This is a genomic window from Staphylococcus cornubiensis, assembly GCF_900183575.1.
GTDB lineage: Bacteria > Bacillota > Bacilli > Staphylococcales > Staphylococcaceae > Staphylococcus > Staphylococcus cornubiensis.
In genome coordinates this window covers 1-21,183 of the sequence record NZ_FXUZ01000021.1, presented here as the reverse complement: position 1 = coordinate 21,183, position 21,183 = coordinate 1, and the positions used below count along the sequence as shown (strand labels likewise).

The 21,183-nt window shown below is 36.9% G+C and carries 22 protein-coding genes; 12 read left to right on the top strand and 10 right to left on the bottom strand.

Going from position 1 to position 21,183, the window contains the following annotated elements:
- Window positions 1-751 precede the first annotated feature (751 nt).
- The 3 genes from CCE82_RS11895 to CCE82_RS11885 are packed head-to-tail and all read left to right on the top strand — an operon-like array spanning window position 752 to window position 4,374.
- On the top strand, window positions 752-1,429 hold the full coding sequence (locus CCE82_RS11895; protein WP_086429574.1) for a GntR family transcriptional regulator: 678 nt from the start codon (window positions 752-754) through the stop codon (window positions 1,427-1,429).
- Between the two features lie 22 nt (window positions 1,430-1,451).
- Window positions 1,452-3,002 (top strand): gluconokinase, encoded by a 1,551-nt coding sequence (gntK, locus tag CCE82_RS11890; protein ID WP_086429573.1) that lies wholly within the window; start codon window positions 1,452-1,454, stop codon window positions 3,000-3,002.
- 10 nt (window positions 3,003-3,012) lie between these two features.
- Window positions 3,013-4,374 (top strand): gluconate:H+ symporter, encoded by a 1,362-nt coding sequence (locus CCE82_RS11885; RefSeq protein WP_086429572.1) that lies wholly within the window; start codon window positions 3,013-3,015, stop codon window positions 4,372-4,374.
- Window positions 4,375-4,505: 131 nt separating this feature from the next.
- Here CCE82_RS11885 and CCE82_RS11880 read toward each other — a convergent pair whose 3' ends face one another.
- The gene (locus CCE82_RS11880; RefSeq protein WP_086429571.1) at window positions 4,506-5,063 is read right to left on the bottom strand and encodes a thioredoxin family protein; all 558 of its coding nucleotides are present in this window, start codon (window positions 5,061-5,063) and stop codon (window positions 4,506-4,508) included.
- A 175-nt stretch (window positions 5,064-5,238) separates the two neighbouring features.
- Between CCE82_RS11880 and CCE82_RS11875 the strand changes: the two genes are divergently transcribed.
- Both CCE82_RS11875 and CCE82_RS11870 read left to right on the top strand, forming a co-directional pair.
- On the top strand, window positions 5,239-5,802 hold the full coding sequence (locus CCE82_RS11875) for an HAAS signaling domain-containing protein (protein WP_086429570.1): 564 nt from the start codon (window positions 5,239-5,241) through the stop codon (window positions 5,800-5,802).
- On the top strand, window positions 5,799-6,641 hold the full coding sequence (locus tag CCE82_RS11870) for a DUF4097 family beta strand repeat-containing protein (RefSeq protein WP_086429569.1): 843 nt from the start codon (window positions 5,799-5,801) through the stop codon (window positions 6,639-6,641). Before CCE82_RS11875 ends, CCE82_RS11870 begins: the two co-directional genes overlap by 4 nt.
- A 65-nt stretch (window positions 6,642-6,706) precedes the next feature.
- Here CCE82_RS11870 and CCE82_RS11865 read toward each other — a convergent pair whose 3' ends face one another.
- Together CCE82_RS11865 and CCE82_RS11860 are read right to left on the bottom strand one after the other, a co-directional pair.
- A complete protein-coding gene (locus CCE82_RS11865; protein ID WP_086429568.1) occupies window positions 6,707-7,750 on the bottom strand; it encodes a C45 family autoproteolytic acyltransferase/hydrolase in 1,044 nt (347 codons plus the stop codon).
- A 737-nt stretch (window positions 7,751-8,487) separates the two neighbouring features.
- Entirely contained in the window at window positions 8,488-8,877 is a 390-nt protein-coding gene (locus CCE82_RS11860; protein ID WP_086429567.1) for a hypothetical protein, read from the bottom strand.
- A gap of 166 nt (window positions 8,878-9,043) precedes the next feature.
- Here CCE82_RS11860 and CCE82_RS13100 point away from each other — a divergent pair, with 166 nt between their 5' ends.
- Both CCE82_RS13100 and pglS read left to right on the top strand, forming a co-directional pair.
- Window positions 9,044-9,217 (top strand): hypothetical protein, encoded by a 174-nt coding sequence (locus tag CCE82_RS13100; protein WP_086429566.1) that lies wholly within the window; start codon window positions 9,044-9,046, stop codon window positions 9,215-9,217.
- Between the two features lie 232 nt (window positions 9,218-9,449).
- Window positions 9,450-10,499 (top strand): 6-phosphogluconolactonase, encoded by a 1,050-nt coding sequence (pglS, locus tag CCE82_RS11850; RefSeq protein WP_086429565.1) that lies wholly within the window; start codon window positions 9,450-9,452, stop codon window positions 10,497-10,499.
- 165 nt (window positions 10,500-10,664) lie between these two features.
- Here the strand turns inward: pglS and CCE82_RS11845 are convergent, their stop codons facing one another.
- The 4 genes from CCE82_RS11845 to CCE82_RS11830 form a co-directional block, all read right to left on the bottom strand.
- Window positions 10,665-12,044 carry an aldehyde dehydrogenase gene (locus CCE82_RS11845; protein WP_086429564.1) on the bottom strand — a complete coding sequence of 460 codons (1,380 nt, stop codon included), beginning with the start codon at window positions 12,042-12,044 and terminating at the stop codon, window positions 10,665-10,667.
- 300 nt (window positions 12,045-12,344) lie between these two features.
- On the bottom strand, window positions 12,345-12,629 hold the full coding sequence (locus CCE82_RS11840) for a GNAT family N-acetyltransferase (RefSeq protein ID WP_086429563.1): 285 nt from the start codon (window positions 12,627-12,629) through the stop codon (window positions 12,345-12,347).
- Between the two features lie 29 nt (window positions 12,630-12,658).
- On the bottom strand, window positions 12,659-13,585 hold the full coding sequence (locus CCE82_RS11835) for a manganese-dependent inorganic pyrophosphatase (protein ID WP_206184392.1): 927 nt from the start codon (window positions 13,583-13,585) through the stop codon (window positions 12,659-12,661).
- A 57-nt stretch (window positions 13,586-13,642) separates the two neighbouring features.
- On the bottom strand, window positions 13,643-14,194 hold the full coding sequence (locus CCE82_RS11830) for a cysteine hydrolase family protein (RefSeq protein ID WP_086429561.1): 552 nt from the start codon (window positions 14,192-14,194) through the stop codon (window positions 13,643-13,645).
- Window positions 14,195-14,274: 80 nt separating this feature from the next.
- Between CCE82_RS11830 and CCE82_RS11825 the strand changes: the two genes are divergently transcribed.
- Window positions 14,275-15,381, top strand: a complete 1,107-nt coding sequence (locus tag CCE82_RS11825) for a glycosyl hydrolase family 28-related protein (RefSeq protein WP_086429560.1) — start codon at window positions 14,275-14,277, stop codon at window positions 15,379-15,381.
- Between the two features lie 68 nt (window positions 15,382-15,449).
- Here the strand turns inward: CCE82_RS11825 and CCE82_RS11820 are convergent, their stop codons facing one another.
- The 3 genes from CCE82_RS11820 to CCE82_RS13435 form a co-directional block, all read right to left on the bottom strand.
- Window positions 15,450-16,253, bottom strand: a complete 804-nt coding sequence (locus CCE82_RS11820) for a prephenate dehydratase (RefSeq protein ID WP_086429559.1) — start codon at window positions 16,251-16,253, stop codon at window positions 15,450-15,452.
- Window positions 16,254-16,296: 43 nt separating this feature from the next.
- Window positions 16,297-17,367: a nitric oxide synthase oxygenase gene (locus tag CCE82_RS11815; RefSeq protein WP_086429558.1), complete on the bottom strand. Its 1,071-nt coding sequence runs from the start codon at window positions 17,365-17,367 to the stop codon at window positions 16,297-16,299.
- 161 nt (window positions 17,368-17,528) lie between these two features.
- Window positions 17,529-17,627 (bottom strand): colicin E1 family microcin immunity protein, encoded by a 99-nt coding sequence (locus tag CCE82_RS13435; RefSeq protein ID WP_420822124.1) that lies wholly within the window; start codon window positions 17,625-17,627, stop codon window positions 17,529-17,531.
- Between the two features lie 275 nt (window positions 17,628-17,902).
- Between CCE82_RS13435 and CCE82_RS11810 the strand changes: the two genes are divergently transcribed.
- From CCE82_RS11810 to CCE82_RS11795, 4 genes are all read left to right on the top strand, one after another.
- Window positions 17,903-19,378 carry a nicotinate phosphoribosyltransferase gene (locus CCE82_RS11810; protein WP_086429557.1) on the top strand — a complete coding sequence of 492 codons (1,476 nt, stop codon included), beginning with the start codon at window positions 17,903-17,905 and terminating at the stop codon, window positions 19,376-19,378.
- Window positions 19,371-20,201 carry an ammonia-dependent NAD(+) synthetase gene (nadE, locus tag CCE82_RS11805; RefSeq protein ID WP_086429575.1) on the top strand — a complete coding sequence of 277 codons (831 nt, stop codon included), beginning with the start codon at window positions 19,371-19,373 and terminating at the stop codon, window positions 20,199-20,201. Before CCE82_RS11810 ends, nadE begins: the two co-directional genes overlap by 8 nt.
- Window positions 20,202-20,262: 61 nt before the next feature.
- On the top strand, window positions 20,263-20,832 hold the full coding sequence (locus CCE82_RS11800) for a DUF2179 domain-containing protein (RefSeq protein ID WP_086429556.1): 570 nt from the start codon (window positions 20,263-20,265) through the stop codon (window positions 20,830-20,832).
- Window positions 20,822-21,010, top strand: a complete 189-nt coding sequence (locus tag CCE82_RS11795; RefSeq protein WP_086429555.1) for an NETI motif-containing protein — start codon at window positions 20,822-20,824, stop codon at window positions 21,008-21,010. The genes CCE82_RS11800 and CCE82_RS11795 overlap by 11 nt, the downstream gene beginning before the upstream one ends.
- The last annotated feature ends 173 nt before the right edge of the window (window positions 21,011-21,183 follow it).

The following is a 21,183-nucleotide window of genomic DNA, read 5'->3' as shown; positions in this document are numbered from 1 at the left end:
TTTTCATGGCCCAATAGGAGGAAACATCTACACCTAATGCCCTCACAGCCATACTTACAGAACAATTATTATCCTCTATATACTCGAATATCTTCAAATAAGTTTCAGCAGATATCTTATAATGATGCCTCATGCCAATTCACTCCTGTCTCTACACTTTTTATTTTTCAGTGTAAAGTCGGCGGGGGCCAGATCACGCCTCACCTCAACTAACTAACGCTTTCATCCCACTGCTATATTGATGGAAGCGTTAGTGGATTTTCGGTTTCGGCTTAAAGCCTCAGGAGTCTCGTCCCCGGTTGGCAATCAGAAAAATCACTCTGCTCAAAAAAGTGGAGTGATTTTTACTTTGGATGTTTAGTGTTGATAGTAAATTGTAGAGCGCTTTCCGAGGCGCTGAAACTTCAACTCATTTTTGCTTATTGAAAAAACAGTGAAGCAAAAATGGATTTTCAGTTTCAGCAAATGCCTCAGGAGTCTTGCGCGTTTTTTTGCAGTCAAAAGTGATATGACTCAAAAAAGTGGCGTGGTTTTTATTGTTATTATGGAGTATCATGACACACTTTTTCCTCGAGGTGGTGTCTTTTTTTTATGTTTGAGATTAATTTTGAATTATTTGGTAATATTTAAAAGTCATATGTGATCTGTATTGATTGACTATAAAAACAAGGAAATTAAAAAGTTGTGCGTAAGCGTTTACATGAATTGGATTTTGGATTAGAATACTTGTATACAAGTTAGGGGTGATGAGATGGAAATTCCTAAACAATGGCTGACTTATTTATCGAAAGGTGAGGCTATCGCTGCGTCTATACGTTTGAGTATTATTAATGGCGAGCGTTCAACTCATAAATTATTAACTGAAAATCAAGTGGCGAATGAGTTTCAAGTGAGTCGTTCACCTGTAAGAGATGCGTTCAAAATTTTAGCGCAAGAGCGATTGATTCGTTTGGAACGTATGGGGGCTGAAATTATCCCTTTTACAGATAAGCAACGTCAAGAACTTACTGATATTCGGCTGATGATTGAAGCATTTGCTTTCACGAAGGTGATTCAACGCCCAGATTGGATGGAAATTGTAAAATCAATGAATCAAGCATTAGCCATGATGAAAGTGAACATACAATATAAAGATGCAGCAAGTTTTACTGAAAATGACTTGAAGTTTCATGAATTAATGGTTTTTGCGTGTGATCATCATTATTTAACACATTTATGGAAGCAAATTATGCCAACGATGTTATGTCTGAATTATATTGGGATGAAAAAGCGAATGGAAGAGGATTTTGATGATTTTGAACGTGTCATTCAAAACCACGAGCTGTTTGTTGCGGCAGTTGAACAAAAAGATAGAGCACTGATGTATAAAGCGTTTGAGGCAAATTTTAATGATTTAAATAATGATATAGGCGCATTTTGGGCTCAGTAATATTAAAGAAAGGTGTATCACTATGGAAAAATATATGATTGGTGTCGATATTGGAACTACGAGTACGAAAGCGGTATTGTTTAATACTCATGGAGAAGTGCAACAAAAAGCACAGATTGAATATGCATTGTACACCCCGCGTGTTGATGTTTCAGAACAAGATCCAGATATAATCGTGAAAGCAGTGACAGAAACAATCTCAGAAGTAGTGTATAAAGGAGAAGTTCAACAAGATGCACTTCAGTTTATCTCATTTAGTGCACAAATGCATAGTTTATTACTCATTGATGAACAGCAACGTCCCATGACTAAAAGTATGACATGGGCGGATAATCGTGCGCGTTTTGCAGCTGAAGATTTGTTGAATCATCATGACGGACATGCCATTTATCAACGTACAGGTACGCCCATACATGCGATGTCCCCATTAAGTAAATTATGGTGGCTGAAACAAGATGAAACAGCACTCTTTGAAGCGGCAACACGCTATGTCGATATTAAATCGTATGTCATTTATCAATTGACTGGCAAATGGGTGATGGATGCTTCGATTGCTTCTGCGACAGGGTTGTACAATTTAAAAGATAAATTTTGGGATGAACAAGTGCTGTCATTACTAGAAATTTCGGATTCCAAACTACCAACTTTAGTGTCGACAACGCATGCGCTCGAGTTAAAAGATAATGATATTGCTGAAAAACTCGGTTTACGTCGAGATTTACCTATCATTGTCGGAGCGAGTGATGGTGTACTGTCTAACTTAGGTGTGAATAGTTTTGAACCAGGAGAAGTAGCCATTACGATTGGGACATCAGGCGCGATACGTACCGTCGTCGATCATCCTGTTATTGATGAAAAGGGTCGCATTTTCTGTTATGTGCTTGATGATGAACATTATGTGATTGGCGGACCTGTGAATAATGGAGGTGTCGTCTTGCGTTGGTTGCGAGATGAGTTGTTGGCGAGTGAAATAGAGACAGCTAAACGATTAGGCATTGAAACGTATGATGTGATGTCTCGCATTGCACAAAATGTTTCACCGGGTGCACAAGGATTGCTATTCCATCCTTATTTAACAGGTGAACGTGCGCCATTATGGACATCTGATGCACGTGGGTCATTTATTGGACTGACATTATCACATCAGAAAGAACATATGATTCGTGCAGTTATGGAAGGCGTATTATTCAATTTATATACAGTCTTTTTAGCATTAATTGAAGTTATCGGAACGTCACCACAATCGATTAAAGCGACAGGTGGCTTCTCAAAAAGTCATTTATGGCGCCAAATGATGGCTGATATTTTTAACACGAATGTTGAAATACCAAAAAGTTATGAAAGTTCTTGTCTCGGTGCTTGTGTTTTAGGGTTAAAAGCACTTCAACAAATTGATAATTATGACATTGTGAAATCATGGGTAGGTGCGACACATGAACACCAACCAGAAGAAAATCATGTCGAAGTGTATCAAAAACTTGCGGCTATTTTTATTCAAATTAGTCGAGATTTAGGTGCATCTTATCAAACTTTAGCACAGTTTCAACGCGATCTAGAAATGAATAAAGAATAGAGGGGATATTATGTTTCAAGAAATTTGGCCGCTGTTGAGTGTGGTTATTGCAATTTTAATTTTATTATTATTAATTATGAAATTTCAGTTAAACACGTTTGTTGCACTTGTCATTACAGCAATGGTTACCGGTATTTTACTCGGTATGCCATTTGATAAAATTGTTGCAACGATTGAGAACGGTATGGGCGGTACACTAGGTCATATCGCTTTAATTTTTGGTCTCGGTGCGATGCTCGGTAAATTGCTTGCTGATGGCGGTGGCGCGACACAAATTGCGGACACTTTAATTGCTAAGCTTGGCAAAAAATATGTACAGTGGGCGATGGTCCTTGCTTCATTTATTATCGGGATTGCGTTATTTTTCGAAGTAGGACTTGTCTTATTAATTCCACTTGTTTTTACCATTGCAAAACGTATGAATGTGTCTCAATTAAAAGTCGGTATGCCGATGGTAACAGCTTTATCAGTTACACACGGGTTTTTACCACCACATCCAGGTCCAGTCGTTATCGCAAAAGAATTAGGAGCAAATATTGGGGAAGTTTTGTTATACGGTTTTATTGTTGCCATACCAGTTACGATTATTGCAGGACCACTTTTTGCGAAAGTAGCACCACGGTTAACACCATCAGCCTTTCAACGTGAAGGCGATATTTCATCATTAGGTGCTACGAAGTCATTCGAAAAAGAAGAATTACCAAGCTTCGGATTAAGTACATTTACAGCACTTTTACCTGTATTACTCATGTTATTTGCTACACTTTGGCAACTGATTTCAGGGCATGAAGGTAAAGCGCATAATACAATTGAAAGTATCGTTTACTTTATTGGTAGTGCAGGTACAGCCATGTTAATAGCTGTTGTATTCGCTATTTTCAGCATGGGGCTTCGTCGTGGTATTCCAACAAAACAAGTAATGAATACTTTAACACAAGCGATTTATCCGATTGGTATGATGTTACTCATTATCGGTGCAGGTGGTGCGTTTAAACAAGTTTTAATTGATGGTGGCGTTGGCGGTGCCATTGAAAAGATATTTACAGATGTGCACATTTCACCAATTATTTTAGCATGGCTTGTCGCAGCGATTTTACGACTTGCACTCGGTTCAGCGACGGTAGCAGCTATCTCAACAACGGGTATTGTTTTACCGCTATTACAAACTGCAGATGTGAATTTAGCACTTGTTGTATTAGCGATTGGCGCAGGAAGTATTTTCTGCTCGCATGTCAACGATGCCGGTTTCTGGATGTTCAAAGAGTATTTCGGTTTAACGGTTAAAGAAACATTTTTAACATGGTCACTTATCGAAACAATTATTTCAGTGAGTGGTGTACTATTCGTACTCTTCCTCAGTTTGTTCGTATAAGTTAACAACTAAAAAAACAGGGCCGGTTTATTCAAATTTCCGGGCCCTGTTTTAAATTTATAATGACAATTGCATTTGCTAAATTTACAGTAAAAACCTCTAAAAATTATCTACGTCGATCACTTCAACGTTTAAACGAGCCTAGACATAATCGATTCATACACATCATTCCAAAACGATGCATCTGTTAAATAACGTTCACGAATCTTGAGATGTACTTCTTTTTGTTTTTCTTCAAAGCTCGGATCCTGTTTGTCTGGTAGTGCGTCTTTACGTAATTCGTCTACAAATTTTTGGACATTCAAAGCACGTGGACCCCAGACCGCCTTTTGTTCAAACTTCTCATTCATGAAAATATAAATTGGAATTGAGCGTGATTTACCATTTGTTAAATATTGGTCGATTAAATCTGTGTTGTCATCACGATAAAATGCGCGAACTTCTAAATGTGCTTGTTCTGCAATATGCTTCAAAATAGGATTGTTCATCATTGCATCGCCACACCAATCCTCTGTAATCACAAGGACATATCGGTAGCCTTTTGCTTTAATTTTTTCAATTCTCTCATCATCTGTTGGCATGTCAAAGTCTTGATAAATGTTTAAAACTTCTGCTTGGTTTTGTTCCATATCTTGAATATATTGTTCGAAAGGTTTAGCTTCTGCATAATATGTTCTTAAATGTGCCATAAAAGACCCCTCCCTTTTTTATTATTATACCAGTGTATGATTTTGAAGAAAATTAAAAAGATTACGACAAATTAAGATTATGACATTTACAATACAAATCTTCTAAAAGTGTTTAATTTTATAACGCAACTCCTTATAATTTGGGTAATAAAACATAAAAAAGGGGGGAGATGCGGTGGATAAGATTACGTTTTTGAATGAATTAGAGTATCAATTACATCGATTGCCCAATCATATCGTAGACGAAGTGATGGATGAATATGAAAACCATTTTTATCGTGAAGGATTAAACGGCAAATCGGATGAAGCCATCGTAAATTCTCTCGATACACCAAAACAAATCGCAAAGCAACGTTATGCAAAGTATGCAGTCAAAAATGCGGAAAAGAAACCTGATGTTAACCATTTAGTGCGTGCTGTATTCGCAACAATTGGCATGAGTATGATTACATTATTTTTCATTTTAATTCCATTGTTCTTTGTAGGTTTATTGATACTTGTAGGAACATTTGTCGCTTTAGGTATGCTGTTATCACCATTATTACTACTAGTAACAGATATTTGGTCGGGCTTGTTTACATTTTCCTTAAGTAACTATTTATTTAGCTTTGCTTATTTAGGTCTTGGGGTGATGTTTATCGTTATCATCGTGAAACTTATTTCGACCATTAGAAAGTGGCTTATCAAATATTTAAAATGGAATGTCAATTTTATTAAAAAAGGAACATCACAGTCATGAGAAAGTTATTTTTATTTGGACTCAGTTGCTTTTTAATTTGTTTTATTCTCGGTACAGCAGTGTGGTTTGGTTTTGAAAAGAAGGAACAATCTGTAGAAAAAATAGACAAAACGTTTGCTAAAGATGATATTAATCAACTTGTCATTAACGTTGATGCGACAAATATTAAAATTGTAAACAGTGATGATTTTCATATCTCTTATGAAGGGAAACAAGATATGAAAATTTCAAAGCAAAGCCAAGTGTTAACCATTACTGAAATGAATCGTTCAGGTTTTCGCACACCGAATCTCAACCCATTTAATAATGCAGAGGGGCAGTTGGAAATCGGTATTCCGAAATCGCAATTAAAAGAACTGGACATCACTTCGAATTTAGGTACAATTGCGATGGACGGTGTAAAAATTGAAAATGCTACACTTTGGAATGGGGATAATGGCGAATTAAATATTCAAAACAGTCAAGTGTCGCATTCGAAGTTTAGCGCAAATGAATCACTTGTTAATATTGAAAACAGCCATATAGAGAAGAGTGAGTTTAATATTAAACAAGGCAAGATTGATGGTGAAAAGACGTTGCTTACCAACAGTATTTTCAAATTGGATAGCGGTCACATTCACTTAAAAGATATGCAGACGGATTGCGACTTCAAAAGTTCGGTTAAAGATGGTGACATTTACTTAGGATATGAACAATCTCCGAGCGATGTCATGCTGTCACTTAACCCTGAAAAAGGCAAAGCTACCATTCACAACCAACAGATTAAAAAAGGTAAAAACGGGACAGGCGAACATAAAATAGAACTTTATACGACACGTGGCGATATCACTGTCGAATAACTAAAAATACAGGGCAGGAGCATATCGATTATGTTCCAAGCCCTGTTTTTATATGCGTAAGCGGATTAATGTGTCGCAAAATGAATGTCTGTATCAATGTGACCTTCTAACACGGATGTTTCTAATGGGTGACCTTCTAGCCAAGCCCCGAAATCAAATTTGATAGGGGATTGATTTTCACCTAATGTGATCCATGCATAAAGGTTACGGGGTTCGTACATTGTAGTGTGAATCGTGCCACTCCAGCTTTTGAACAGCTTGCTATAGAGCTCATATTGTGGATCGTTGAAACGCTTGAAAATGTCGAAGCGTGATTGTTCGGAATGTTGAACTTGTGTCTCCAGTCGAGCTAACCGTTCTTCAGACTCTTTCGTATAGTTGCGGTTTTCATGTGTAAGCAGCTTGAAATGATTTGTGCACGTTGTATCATAACGGACATCTATGCCTCGTGGTGTCACTTCGACAATGGCGTGTGCACCTGTTTTATCCTGCACAATATAGCTGAATGAGCTTCGATGTGGCAAGGCTTTTAAAAATTGAATCGCTTCTTCAACGTTACGACAATATTCTAATACTAAGCGACCGATCATATAACATACAAAGCCGTTTGCAGGTTTTTTACGATGCATAAAATTATACGCCATGACTAAACCGTGCTCATTCATGCCATCCATACGGCCAGTTGTACGTGACATGGGACCAATTTGCGCATAACCCCCATCAGTCGGTTGAAACAATTGATAACGTCCATCGTAAGTTGCGGGGTGATAATCGTAGTTGCGAACTAAATAATCAGGTCCAACATAAACTGAGCAACCACTATCAGGTAAAGTCGTAAAACGATAATGCGCAAAATTTAAAATCGCTTGTCGCGTAGGTATCTTTAACACATCTTGAATCCCTTGAATCTCATCCCATATTTTGGGCGCAAATTGTTGGAAAATTTGATAGGTTGCTTCTACATCGATGTCAAAACGAGGGACACGCTTTTTCCATTCCTTTTCTCGATTTTTCAACATGGCAGTTTGCTTGAGCCATTGTCCTGTTGTGACACCATAATCATAGTGAGTGCCGCGAAATGTTAAAACGTCTGATGACACTTTTTGCATGTGGATTCATCCTTTCTGACATCTGTATAACATAATTTGTTAAAATGTTGTAATATTTCCTTAATGGTATTTGACACATTCCTTTACTATACTTACTTTAACATTTAAAAAATTGGAAAACTATATCATTTAGAGTGGGGTGATGAGTATGTGGGAATACTATTTTAAAGCTAAACGCTGGTTCTATAAAAATTTCACTAAATAATGAACGCAATAAGGACTACTTTTAAAGCTTTCACGAATGCCTATCACATTATTTTTATTCAGAATATGAAGTTCACTATAACACGAAACGTTCACGTAAGCACGTCGAATAGATTATAAATGAAACATAATAGTAGTAAGCAAGTGAGGTTACACGGGAAAACAGCTAAGTCAGTGGTTAACAGTTGAATATGAAGGATGAATGCGTGGGGCTGAGATAATTTGTATCTCGGCTCTTTTCGGTAGTTTGATGATTTTAAGCTAATAGAAGCGGGATGAAAACCTCATCATAAGATTTTATCGTCCCGCTCTAACAAGCTAAGTTAGACATGAAAAAGCCTGATATGAATGTATTTTAAGTACAGTAATCTAAGTTCATTTAAACGAAAAGGGGATTTCTTACGTATAAAAGGTTTGAATTTCTAACTACGCGACTATTGAAGGTGTTAGTTGAACCTATTTGGACAAGATTGACAAAACGCATTGTGTGAAATAAGTGATAAATATAGGACAGTATGCATTGAAGTTTATAGCTATGATGGATGGACTTCTTTGACATTAGTTGTAATATAAATCGTTTTAATACGATGATTCACAGATTGGTTGTCCCCAAATGTCAAAGCGACAAGTGTTTTTGATGTTTTTTGATAATCTGGATTTTCTACTGAGTACACATAAAAGATAATCATTTGATCGTCATTGATTTGCGCCCGATGAATCATTTCAAAATTCCATTGTGTATCTTTCATTTGCGCAATTTGATTCATACGTTTTCGCAACATATCAATGACTGTGGATTTTGTGAGTGACTGTGGTTCTCCCAACTCATTCACATAATATGCAGCTACACGATCATCTACCATATCCTCAATACTTTCAATATCATTGTTTTTCCATGAACTTACTAATGATATATATGGCATTTTAAAAGCCCTCTTTCATTATTCTTTATAATGATAATGTAACACATTGATTATAAAAATTGAATTGATTTCTGATTAATAAAGTCGAGATTGGGGTATAAGTTTAATGATGTCGTATTTTTATGATATGATAATAGTAACATCAATAATTTAGAGGTGAAGAGTTATGTGGAATTTCATTAAGGGACTATTTAAGTTTTTATTTGTTACAACATTAGTGATTACAGGCGTTGTCGGTCTTGGTTTAGCAGTGTTGACATATGTATTTAAAAAAGACTTTGAAGAAATCGAAAGCAAAACGAAAGAAATTATTGCTGATATCGAAGCAAACCAAGGCTAAAAACAATTATTAGCTGATAATAACGATAAACGATTCTTTTAAGTTAAAACTGGGTTTACGATTTTTTGATTAAAGAAAGCGAGTATATGAAGTCTATGAGGTGATTAGATTTCAATCTCGCTTTTTTTATTGAAATGAGGTATACAAAGTATTGAGATATAAAACTTTTCTCGTGTGTCTCATCATATAAATTTGGTAAGATAGACGTAAGAAAAATGGAGGGATGCATGCCATGGTAAAAGGTTATATAGGTTCTTATACGAAAAAAGACGGTAAAGGCATTTATCGATTTGATCTCGATGAACAACAAGGACGTATCGAAACAGTTGAAACAGGGTATGAACTGAATGCGTCAACATATCTTGTTCAACATCAAGATACATTAATCGGAATTACGAAAAATGATAAAAATGCCGGCTTAGCGACATTTAAAATTAAACAAGATGGCAGTCTTGAAAAAACAGGTGAGTCATTGGAATCATTTAAAGGCTCTGGCTGTTATGTCGCAGTGTCACCAGATGGGAAATATGTATTTGAAGCGGTTTATGGTGATGGCGTGGCACGTATTTATGAATTAGATGCAGAAAATAACCGTATTTCGCGCTTAATTGAAGAAGTGTTTCACGATTATCCACACGGTCCTAATGTTGATAGACAAGAGCAGTCACATGTCCATTATTTAGATGTGACACCTGAACATAAATATGTGGTCGCTGTTGACTTAGGTGCTGATTTATTAGTGACATATCATTATGGTGACCAAGGTTTAGAAGTGGCACACCGTACAGCAATGGAACCAGGTGACGGACCAAGACATATCGCGTACCACAAAACAGGGCGTTATGCTTATGTTGTCAATGAATTATCAAACACTGTCGTTGTGATGTCATATGAAGATGGTCGTTTTTCAGAATTGGAACGTCATTTAACGATTCCTGAAGATTTTCTATTACCAACTAAATTAGCTGCTGTCCGTGTGTCTCACGATCAACGTTTCTTATACGTGAGTAACCGTGGTCATGACAGTATTGCAATCTTTAAATTGTTGGAAGATGGAGCAAAACTTGAGTTGGTCGACATTATTTCAAGTGGCGGCGCATTTCCAAGAGATTTTAACATTACAGAAGACGATGCTTATCTTGTAGTCGCGCATCAAGAAGAAAATTCAGAAGTTGTCGTATTTAAACGCGACCTCGATACAGGTCAATTAACAAAGACAGACGATCAACAAACAGCACCAGAAGGCGTATGTGTTAAATTTTTAGACGAAACACATTTATAATGCGATAGAAAAATAACGAACAGGCTAGGGGCATTTCAAGTTTTCCTAGCCTGTTCTTATTAGTTTTAAAGTAAATAACAGCGATAAGAAATCAAAAAAAGGTGTAGTTTAACATGGAATTCTTGATGCTTTTGATTTTTGAATTTCTTAAACTTGCTCACTGCTTTATTTCTTAAAAAGTTTCTTCACGTAACCGAGTTTACCTTTATACGGTGGAAACAATAAGCCTGTCTCTAACTTTGTCGTTTTAAAAATATAAGGCTTTTGATGCGAAAACGTCTCAAATGAATACTTTCCATGGTAGCGTCCAATACCAGAAGCGCCGACACCACCAAAAGGTAACTTTGGATTGGCTAATTGTAAAATCGTATCATTAATAGCACCACTGCCAAACGATAATTCATTCAAAATGCGTGTTGTAGCATTTTCATCTTCACTAAATAAATAAAGTGATAATGGCTTAGGTTTCGACTGAACAAATGCAATTACTTCATCAAATTCTCGATATGTGAGAATTGGTAAAATTGGGCCGAATATTTCTTCTTGCATAATGGGATCATCAGCTTGAACATGGTCAAGTAGTGTGGGTGCAATATAGCGTTGTTCGGGTACCGTTTCACCGCCGAGAATAATGTTAGATTGATGTGCCGTTAAAAGATGTGCTAATCGATTGAAATGGCGGTCAGTTACAATACGCCCGAAATCTTCACTATTGATTGGATGTTGACCATAAAATTCACGAATGGTCGATGTGAGTGCTTCAATAAAATCGTCTTTAATCGTTTCATCAATCAGAACGTAATCCGGCGCTACACATGTTTGGCCTGCATTCATAAATTTACCGAAGCAGATACGTTCACTTGCTACTTTTAAATTGGCAGTTTTGTCAATAATCGTAGGTGATTTGCCACCGAGCTCTAATGTTACAGGAATCAATTGTTTTGCTGCTGCTTCATAGACGATTTTGCCCACTTTTTGACTTCCCGTGAAGAAAATGTGGTCAAATGGCAATTGCAATAAAGATTGAATCGTTTTGGCATCGCCTTGCGCAACTGAGACATATTCAACATCTAATGCATCTGAAATGATCTTTTCAATCACAGCAGCAACGTTTGGCGTTAATTCAGATGGCTTTACAATCGCAGTATTACCAGCAGCGATTGCGCCGATTAAAGGTTCGAAAATTAATTGAATAGGGTAATTAAAAGGACCAATAATTAAAACAGTGCCTAAAGGTTCTTGGACAATAAAACTTTTTGCCGGAAAGAGGAAAAAAGGTGTGTCGACTGCTTGCTTTTTCGCCCATTTAGATAAATTTTTACGCATGTAACGAATATTGTTAAGTGTATAACCGATTTCTGTCCCATACGCTTCGACTTCATTTTTACCTAAATCTTGTTTGAGGGCGTCTAAAATCTCTTGTTCGTGCAACTTGATTTGTTTGGCTAATTGTTTTAAAGCTTTTTTGCGTGTTTTGAGCGAACGTGTCGCATGTGATTTGAAATAGCGTTGTGTTGCATCGAATTGTGTCTGAAATGGATTCAATATCAAAAGCTCCTTTCAAGAAATCAAATATTATTCATCAGTCAAGATAGCGTGAAGTAGAGGCGTTCTTACATTACTTTGTTTGCTATCGTCAATATCAGTCATTATGTATGATTGTAACATATTCCGTTACAATACAGACGCTAGAGGGTACCATACAATATCAACATATTCCGGTTGAGTGACATGTTTTTATCTTGTTATGAAATACAGTCTTAAAGTAAATCTTTATAATAAATGGAATAATAAAAAGGATTGAGACACGATTTTCATGTCTCAATCCCAATTGAGTTAAGTCTATTACTTTTCCGCTCTGTAAGGTGCTAATGAGGCATCACGTTCGAATTGATGCGCCACATAACTACAAGATGGAATGATTTTCAAGTTTTCATTTTTTGCTTTTTCAATGACAGCATCAAACAATTGTTTCGCCACGCCACCACCACGTAAAGAAGGACTCACATAAGTACTATAAACATCAATCACATTTGTATCATAGTAAGAAAATAAAATTTGTGCTTCCGGCTTATTCTCAGTTTCACCGTAATAAAACTTATTATGTCCTGCTTTAACTTGATCAGACATGTTATCACACCTTTGTTTATATTTTTAAATTATGATAATGCTTCTGTAATTGGCGGTACAATTTGTTTTTTACGTGAGACAACGCCTGGTAAAAATGCCGTGTGATTTTCTAAAGTTGTGTTGAACGCTTGTGCGATTTTCTCTTGTTCTGCACCAACTACGAGAATTTTTGAATTACTATTAATGATGTCTGTTACGACAAGGATAAATGTGTCGTAGCTATTTTCAGCACTTGCTTTATTCATTGCGTTTTCAAGTGCTTCTTGACGAGCGAAAACTTCTTCAACATCTACACTGTTGACTTGTGCGATACGAACTGTGTGGTCGCCCATACTGAAAGATTTTGCATCTGTGTTTAACAACTCATCTTCAGTTTTATTCGTTGTAGAGGCACCTGCTTTTAACATCTCTAAACCATATGTTTCTAAATCCACATTAGCGATTTTAGCAAGTGCTTGTGCTGCATCAATATCTTGTTGTGTACATGTTGGGGATTTGAATAATAAACTGTCTGAAATAATTGCAGAAACCATTAAACCTGCAATTTCCGGACGAATTTCGTAATTGCGCTCGTTATACATTTTATACAAAATTGTAGCTGTACAGCCAACAGGTTCCGAACGATAATAAAGCGGACCTGCTGTTTCGAAATTCGCGATTCTGTGATGATCAATGACGTGTCTAATATTCGCTTTTTCAATGTTGTGAGCGCTTTGTTGAAACTCATTATGGTCAACTAAAATGACGTCTTGCCCAGTTAAGTCATCTGTTAAAAATTCTGGAACTTCTACGTTGAAATAATCTAACGCATATTGAGTTTCAGGACCTAACTCACCAATACGAAATGCTTTAGCTTCCTTGTTTCCATGTTGTTGTTCGAAATCTGCCATTATGATTGCTGAAGAAATGGCATCAGTGTCTGGGTTTTGATGACCAAAAATATAAGTTGTCATTATTAAATCTCCTTATTCATATTCTAAATTTCAGTTCTATTTTAGCACGGCGAATATCAATTATTCTACCTGAGCGCCTAATGTCGTTTTAAAATGTGTTAATGCCCATTGATGTCCTGCTTCATTAAATGTAGCGACACCTTTTTTAGGGATGATTAATTGATAGTTTAAGTTGTACGCGCTAATTGCAGTGTGTAAGACACAAATATCTGTACATACACCGACAATTTCAATTGTGTCGACTTGTCGTTCGCGTAACATACTATCTAAAGGGGTACCGTAAAATGAATCGTAACGGCGTTTGTCTATAAAATAAACATGTGCGCTATCTTTTATCGTATCATATAATGCTTTCACTTCACCATACAATTCTCTACCTTTAGTCCCTTTAATATTGTGTGGTGGGAAACATTTTGTCTCAGGATGGTAAGGATCATCTTCAAAATGTAAATCCATCATGAAAAAGATATTATCTTGTGCTTCGTGGTAAGATTTAATTCGTTCCACAATGTACGGCTCAATTGCTTGACCAGCCGCACCACAAGTCAGTTTACCATCATCTGCAACAAAATCATACGAATAATCAACAACAACTAAAGCTTTATTTGACATTTCATTCTCTCCTAAAAGTGGTATAAAGATTAAACAACAGTATAATAAGTATAACTTAATAGCGAAAGGAAGGCACGCATATGAAAATAAATGTTTTAGATTTTGGTGCAATAGGCCAGAATCGACTTTTGGATACTTGGGGCATACAACGCGCCCTCAATCAAGCCAAAAAAGGACCGATTACTGTCTACATTCCTAGCGGTACTTATCATATCGCAAAAGCATTAAAAATTTATGAAGGGACGACGCTCATATTAGCCCCTGACGCCGAGATGTTAAGAATTGGAAAAGATGCATTGCTTAAAAATGGTTCGCGCTTAAAACGCTATTATCAATACAATGGCAACAGTCACATTAAAATTCAAGGCGGTATTTGGAATATGAACGGCGTACATTACCCTTACAATAATACCGCAATGTGTATCGGTCATGCACGAGAAATTGAAATTTGCCATTTAACTATTAAAAATGTAGTCGGTGGTCATGGGATTGATGCTTGTGGACTGGATGGTTTACACGTGCACCACTGTCAGTTTATTGGTTTTTATGATGTGAGTGGAGAACGTTGGTTTTCAGAAGCGGTACAGTTAGATTTATTTGTAGAAGGCGCGTTTCCAAAATTTGGGGTGAATGATGGGACGATTACGAAAAATGCGGTTATCGAACATTGTTACTTTGGCAATTCATTTGAAGGTCAGATGCAAAGTTGGAATCGTGCGATAGGTTCTCATGCGACGCGTTTGAATCGTTTTTATGAAAATATTACCATTCAACACAATGTTTTTGAAGACACGCAAGATTATGCTTTGACGCCGTTAAAAGGGAAAAACATCTTTATTCAAGATAATCTATTTTTAAATTGTGCAGGTGGAATTCGCTACTTAGGTGTACATCAAGGCAAAAATGCATTTACATTAGAAGGGGACCAGGAAGGCAAACAAGGAGGGGACGGTTTGTACATTATGAATAACGATTTTATCAATAATCGATCAAAAGATGTCTTACACATTCGAAGTCATCAAGATGCGCCTCATACAAATGTGAATATTATGAGCAATACATTTTTAGGGGGTCATCAAGTCGCACAATTAACAGGTGTACATGACATCGCGATTTTAAATAATGAACAAGTACCTCAATGGAATGAAAAACACGTCACCGCGCTCATTACAGATAAAAGTGTATAAGTTAAATAAGGATGGGACAGAAACAACATGCAACATAAGTTTTTTGTCCCATCCCCATATGCAATTTTTTAGTGAAAGCGTCCTAAGTTTTTAATTTTAAAATCAAGCGTTTCTAAAATCGTTAATATTTTGTTTAATACAGTCGTATCTGGGCATTCTGCTTGAACGAAAAAGCGATACATGCCTAATTGTGTTTTGAGTGGACGTGATTCAATCCATTTCAAATTGACTTGAAACATCGCAAAAGTGTTCAAAATGCTCGCAAGTAGTCCTGGTTTATCTTCTGTTGGTGTAATGACTAATAAACATTCAGAGCCGATTTGATTTGTCACTTCTGAAGCATGTTTTAATACGAGAAAACGCGTCATGTTATGTGGGTAATCCTCAATGTGTGTCGCGAGAGCTTCATAGCCATACATTTCTCCGCTTCCGAGAGGTGCGATTGCTCCAGTTTTTGCATCAATTTTGTCGAGTGAAGCTACAGTACTCGTCGTATAATCATAATCAAACTGCTGTTCATGGATGAATTTTTGTGTCTGACTAATTGCAGGGCTAATTGAATAAACACGTTCAATATCCGTAATGGACTGTTGAGGTAAACCATATAATGCGAACGCAATATCTAATATGATTTCCTCAATGATGACAAAATTCTGTTCGATAAGTGAGTCGGCAATGACATTAATTGTACCTTCAATAGAGTTTTCAATCGGTACAATGGCACTTGCTGATGAATCTTTTTGTAAGGATGACATCACTTCATATAAATTAGAACGTTCAACCAATTGTTCCGCTTGATTCGTTTGAGATTGTAATTTTAAAGCTGCTAAATATGAAAATGTACCTTTAGGACCAAGATAGAAAAGTGTCATGACATCATTCCTTTCACATGAATTGACTTTATTTTACATGATGTTAGTGAAAAGGACAGCCCGTTGATGTATTTTTCTTATAAAAAAAGTTCGGTTCACGTGTTTCATTTGAAAAACCGTGATGATAATTTGCAGTTAAAGTAGGTGACAGCGGTGGTGCGAGCCATGACCATTTTCCTGTGACCGTTCTACCTTTGCGTGCTTCAGCTTCCTCAAATTTTTCAAACTGTTTAGAAGCTGTTAAATGATCAACCATGGACACGCCAGACTTTTTGAAAGATTGTAAAACGGCATCATTAATTTCAACAAGCACCCGATCTTTATTAAAAGTAGCATTTCGTAAATCAGTAAAGCCCATCGCTGTCGCAAATGTTTCTAACAAATTATAGCGATACGTATCTGTAAAATTTCGGACAGCAATTTCAGTCACCATATACCATCCATTAAAAGGCGCTGTTGGATAAGTAATACCGCCAATTTTTAAATCCATGTTAGAAATAATTGGCACAGCATACCATTTAAGACCTAACGCTGACACTTTTGGAAATTGAGCATGTGTAATCGGCACCTCCAAAATCCAATCTGATGGATAGTCAAAATATTTCAACGGTTGATCAGGAAGTTGATAAATCAATGGCAATACATCAAAGTCAGTATGCGCACCGGTCCACCCTAAATGTTGTGCAAGTTGTGTGATTTGTTTTTCGCTCGGGTCACCTTTTGATTCATAACCCGCATAACGAATCAGCTGATTATTCCAAATTTTTGGTCCAGCTTCTTCTGATTGTGCATAGATGGTAATGCAAGGTTTGATACGCCCCCCATTAGTCGCTGTTTTAATATGTGTTTCAATCGATTCGAGAAACGGTGCTTCCGTCTTAACTTCTCGAGCATCAATGACTTTCAAACTTTCCCAAAATAAACGACCTATACAGCGATTAGAATGACGCCAAGCAACACGCGCACCGTATGTCAGTTCCTCTGTTGTATGTCGATATGTACCTGTCGTATGAATGGCTTGTTCTATTTCTCTTAATCGCGCATCACGTTCAGTTGTAGGTAAATTTAATTCCTCATACATTTGTTTAATAAATGCTTGTGCTTCTTTTAGCATATTCCCCACCTCAACGTTATTATAATGAAATTCAATTCACCTTTGAAATGATTATTGTAATTGTCATAATATTGTTTGACTTTAATGAGTAGCAAATAGGGAATAGAGCGCTATTTGAGTCTTAGCTGAAGCGAAAATTTGTAATCATTTTAGACCATGGATCAAAAAAGATGACTATTTTGAAAGAAAAAATGGCTAATAATATACGAGCAGAAAGGAAACATCACTGTTGATAAGGCATTCGCATAAAAAAGTTTGATGCGAAAAAGAAGGCAGAACAGCCCGAGACTCCTGAGGCATTAAAGCGAAACTGAAAATCCACCAACGCTTTCCTTTCTGTAACAGTTGAATCAAAGCGTTGGTTAGTTGAAGTGAGCGCCTAGGAAAGCGAGGGCAAGTTCTGCAATCTGGAAGATAAGTACAACGAATAAATTTTATTTTTGAGACCATAAAAACGAAACGATTAAACCCAAGAAACCTTTCTTATTGTGTGATATGATAGCAATAATAAGAAAAAAAATAAAAGGAGTAAATCATGTATCAATACAAAGATGATAGTTTAATGTTACATAATGATTTATATCAAATTAATATGGCCGAATCTTATTGGTTTGATGGTATCCATGAGCGTAAAGCTGTATTCGATTTATACTTCAGAAACATGCCATTCGGAAGTGGCTATGCAGTATTTAATGGTTTACAACGTGTCATTCAATTCATCCAAAATCTACACTTTTCAGAGACAGACATCGCATATTTGAAATCAATCGGTTATCAAGATGACTTTTTAAGCTATTTAGCCGATTTAAAATTTACGGGCAATATCCGTTCAATGAAAGAAGGCGAGCTCTGTTTCAATAACGAACCACTGATGCGCATTGAAGCACCACTCATTCAAGCACAATTGATTGAAACCGCATTGCTTAATATTATTAACTTCCAAACCCTTATCTCCACGAAAGCAAGTATTATTAAACAAGTTGCTGTAGATGACGTACTAATGGAATTTGGTACAAGACGTGCGCATGAATTTGATGCTGCATTGTGGGGGGCGCGTGCTGCGATTATTGGAGGTTTTGACTCAACAAGTAACGTACGTGCTGGAAAACTTTTCAATATTCCTGTTTCTGGCACACACGCACATGCATTTGTTCAAACGTATGGTGATGAATATACTGCATTTAAAAAATATGCAGAGCGCCATCGTAATTGTGTGTTTCTTGTCGATACATTCCACACATTAAAATCAGGTGTGCCCAATGCAATACGTGTCGCAAAAGAGTTAGGAGACCGTATTAATTTCATTGGTATTCGTTTAGATTCAGGTGACATTGCGTATTTATCGAAAAAAGCACGTCAAATGCTAGATGAAGCTGGTTTTAAAGATGCGAAAATTATCGCGTCAAATGATTTAGATGAACAGACGATCAGTAGCTTAAAAGCACAAGGCGCTGCGGTTGACTCTTGGGGTGTCGGTACGAAATTAATTACTGCTTATCAACAACCCGCATTAGGTGCAGTGTACAAATTAGTAGCTGTAGAGAATGATGAAGGTCAATTGGTCGATCGTATTAAATTATCGAATAATGCTGAAAAAGTGACAACGCCAGGTAAAAAGAAAGTGTTCCGCATTATTAATACGAAAACGAACAAATCAGAAGGGGACTATATTACGTTAGATCATGAGGACCCGAACGAAGAAAACGTTTTGAAAATGTTTCATCCGATACACACGTATAAAATGAAACGTATTAAAAACTTTAAAGCGATTGATTTACACCATGATATTTTTAAAGACGGTGAGTTAGTGTATGATTGTCCGTCAGAAATGGAAGCAAAAAAAGATTTACAAAACAACTTGGAATATTTATGGGAAGAAAACAAGCGTTACTTAAATCCTGAAGAATATCCTGTCGATTTAAGTACATTATGTTGGGAAAATAAACAAAAACGCATTTTCGAAGTCGCTGAAAATGTGAAGGAGATGGAAGAAACGTATGACCATGAGTAAAATGCAAGCGATGATCGTTGAAGAAATGAAAGTTCAACCAATGATTGATAGCGCAGAAACGATCAAAGCAATTCAACATTTTATTGAACAATACCTTCATGCCCACACCTTTGTTAAAACGTTGGTGCTCGGCATTTCAGGAGGTCAAGATTCCACATTAGCAGGAAAACTTGTTCAATTGGCAGTAGAAGATATGAGAACAGCTTCGGGTAGAGATATTCAATTTATCGCAGTGAAGTTGCCTTACGGAGTACAAAAAGATGCAGCAGAAGTAGAAGATGCATTGAAATTTATTAATCCTGACCGTATTGTCACTGTGAATATTAAGCCGGCTGTGGATCAAAGTGTACAGTCTTTAAAAGAAGCGGGAATTACATTAAGTGATTTTCATAAAGGGAATGAAAAAGCGCGTGAACGTATGAAAGTACAATATGCCATAGCGGCGAATACGAGCGGTATCGTGGTCGGAACTGATCATTCGGCAGAAAATATTACCGGCTTTTTCACAAAGCACGGTGATGGTGCAGCAGATATTGCGCCGTTATTCGGTTTAGACAAACGTCAAGGCCGTCAATTGTTGCAATATTTAGAGGCACCCGCGCATTTATATGAAAAGGTACCGACTGCGGATTTGGAAGATGATAAACCGCAACTACCGGACGAAGAAGCTTTGGGTGTGACTTATGAAGCGATTGATGATTATCTTGAAGGTAAAGTCGTATCACCAGAAGATGCAGAGGTCATTGAACGTCATTATGTCAGAAATGCACATAAACGTGAATTGGCTTATACACGCTTTTCATGGCCTAAATCAGATAAGTAATGACAAATATAATAGAACTTGATACAATGAGCTAGATTTTTAAAAGGAAAAGAGGGTGCGTATGAGTTTTATCAATGACAATCCTTGGCTAATGCTCATTGCCATTTTCGTCATTAACGTTGCATATGTCACGGCACTTACAATGCGCGTGATATTAACGTTAAAGGGTTACCGTTATGTTGCGGCACTTGTGAGTTTTGTAGAAGTGTTTGTCTATATTATCGGTTTAGGTTTGGTGATGTCGAGTTTAGATCAATTTCAAAATATTATCGCTTATGCCCTAGGTTTCTCAGTGGGGATTATTGTAGGTATGAAAATAGAAGAGAAGCTCGCACTCGGATATTCTGTTGTTAATGTGACTACAGCGGACTACGAATTAGATTTACCTAGACAGTTGCGTGCATTAGGATACGGTGTCACACACTTTGGTGCACATGGCCGTGATGGTGATCGCTTAGTAATGCAAATTTTAACACCGCGCCGTTACGAATTGAAATTAATGGACACGATTAAACAATTGGATCCGAAAGCATTCATTATTGCTTATGAACCCCGAAATATCCACGGTGGTTTCTGGGTTAAAGGTGTTAGAAGTAAAAAAGTAAAGGCGTATGATACAGATGAAATTTAAAGTTGAACCTGATGAATCCATTCAAGACTGTTTAGCAAGAATGCGTGCAGCAGGCTATATGCCAGTTAAACGATTTGAAAAGCCTGTGTTTATCGAAAATGAGCAAGGCGAAGTCGAAGTATTAAGACAAGAGATTGTATTTACAGGTAAAAAAGTCAAAGATACATTTGAATCATAAAAGGAAAAGACAGCGCATGACGATTGAACATGTGCTGTCTTTTTTAGTGCGCCCGGCATGGGTAACATCTTGACGGTGAAAGTCCGTTACAGGCTTGGTAGTAGGAACTGTTAGCGAAAGACAAGGGTGTCCATTGCGAAGTGGAATCTGAAGGAAGTCGGACGCAAACACTC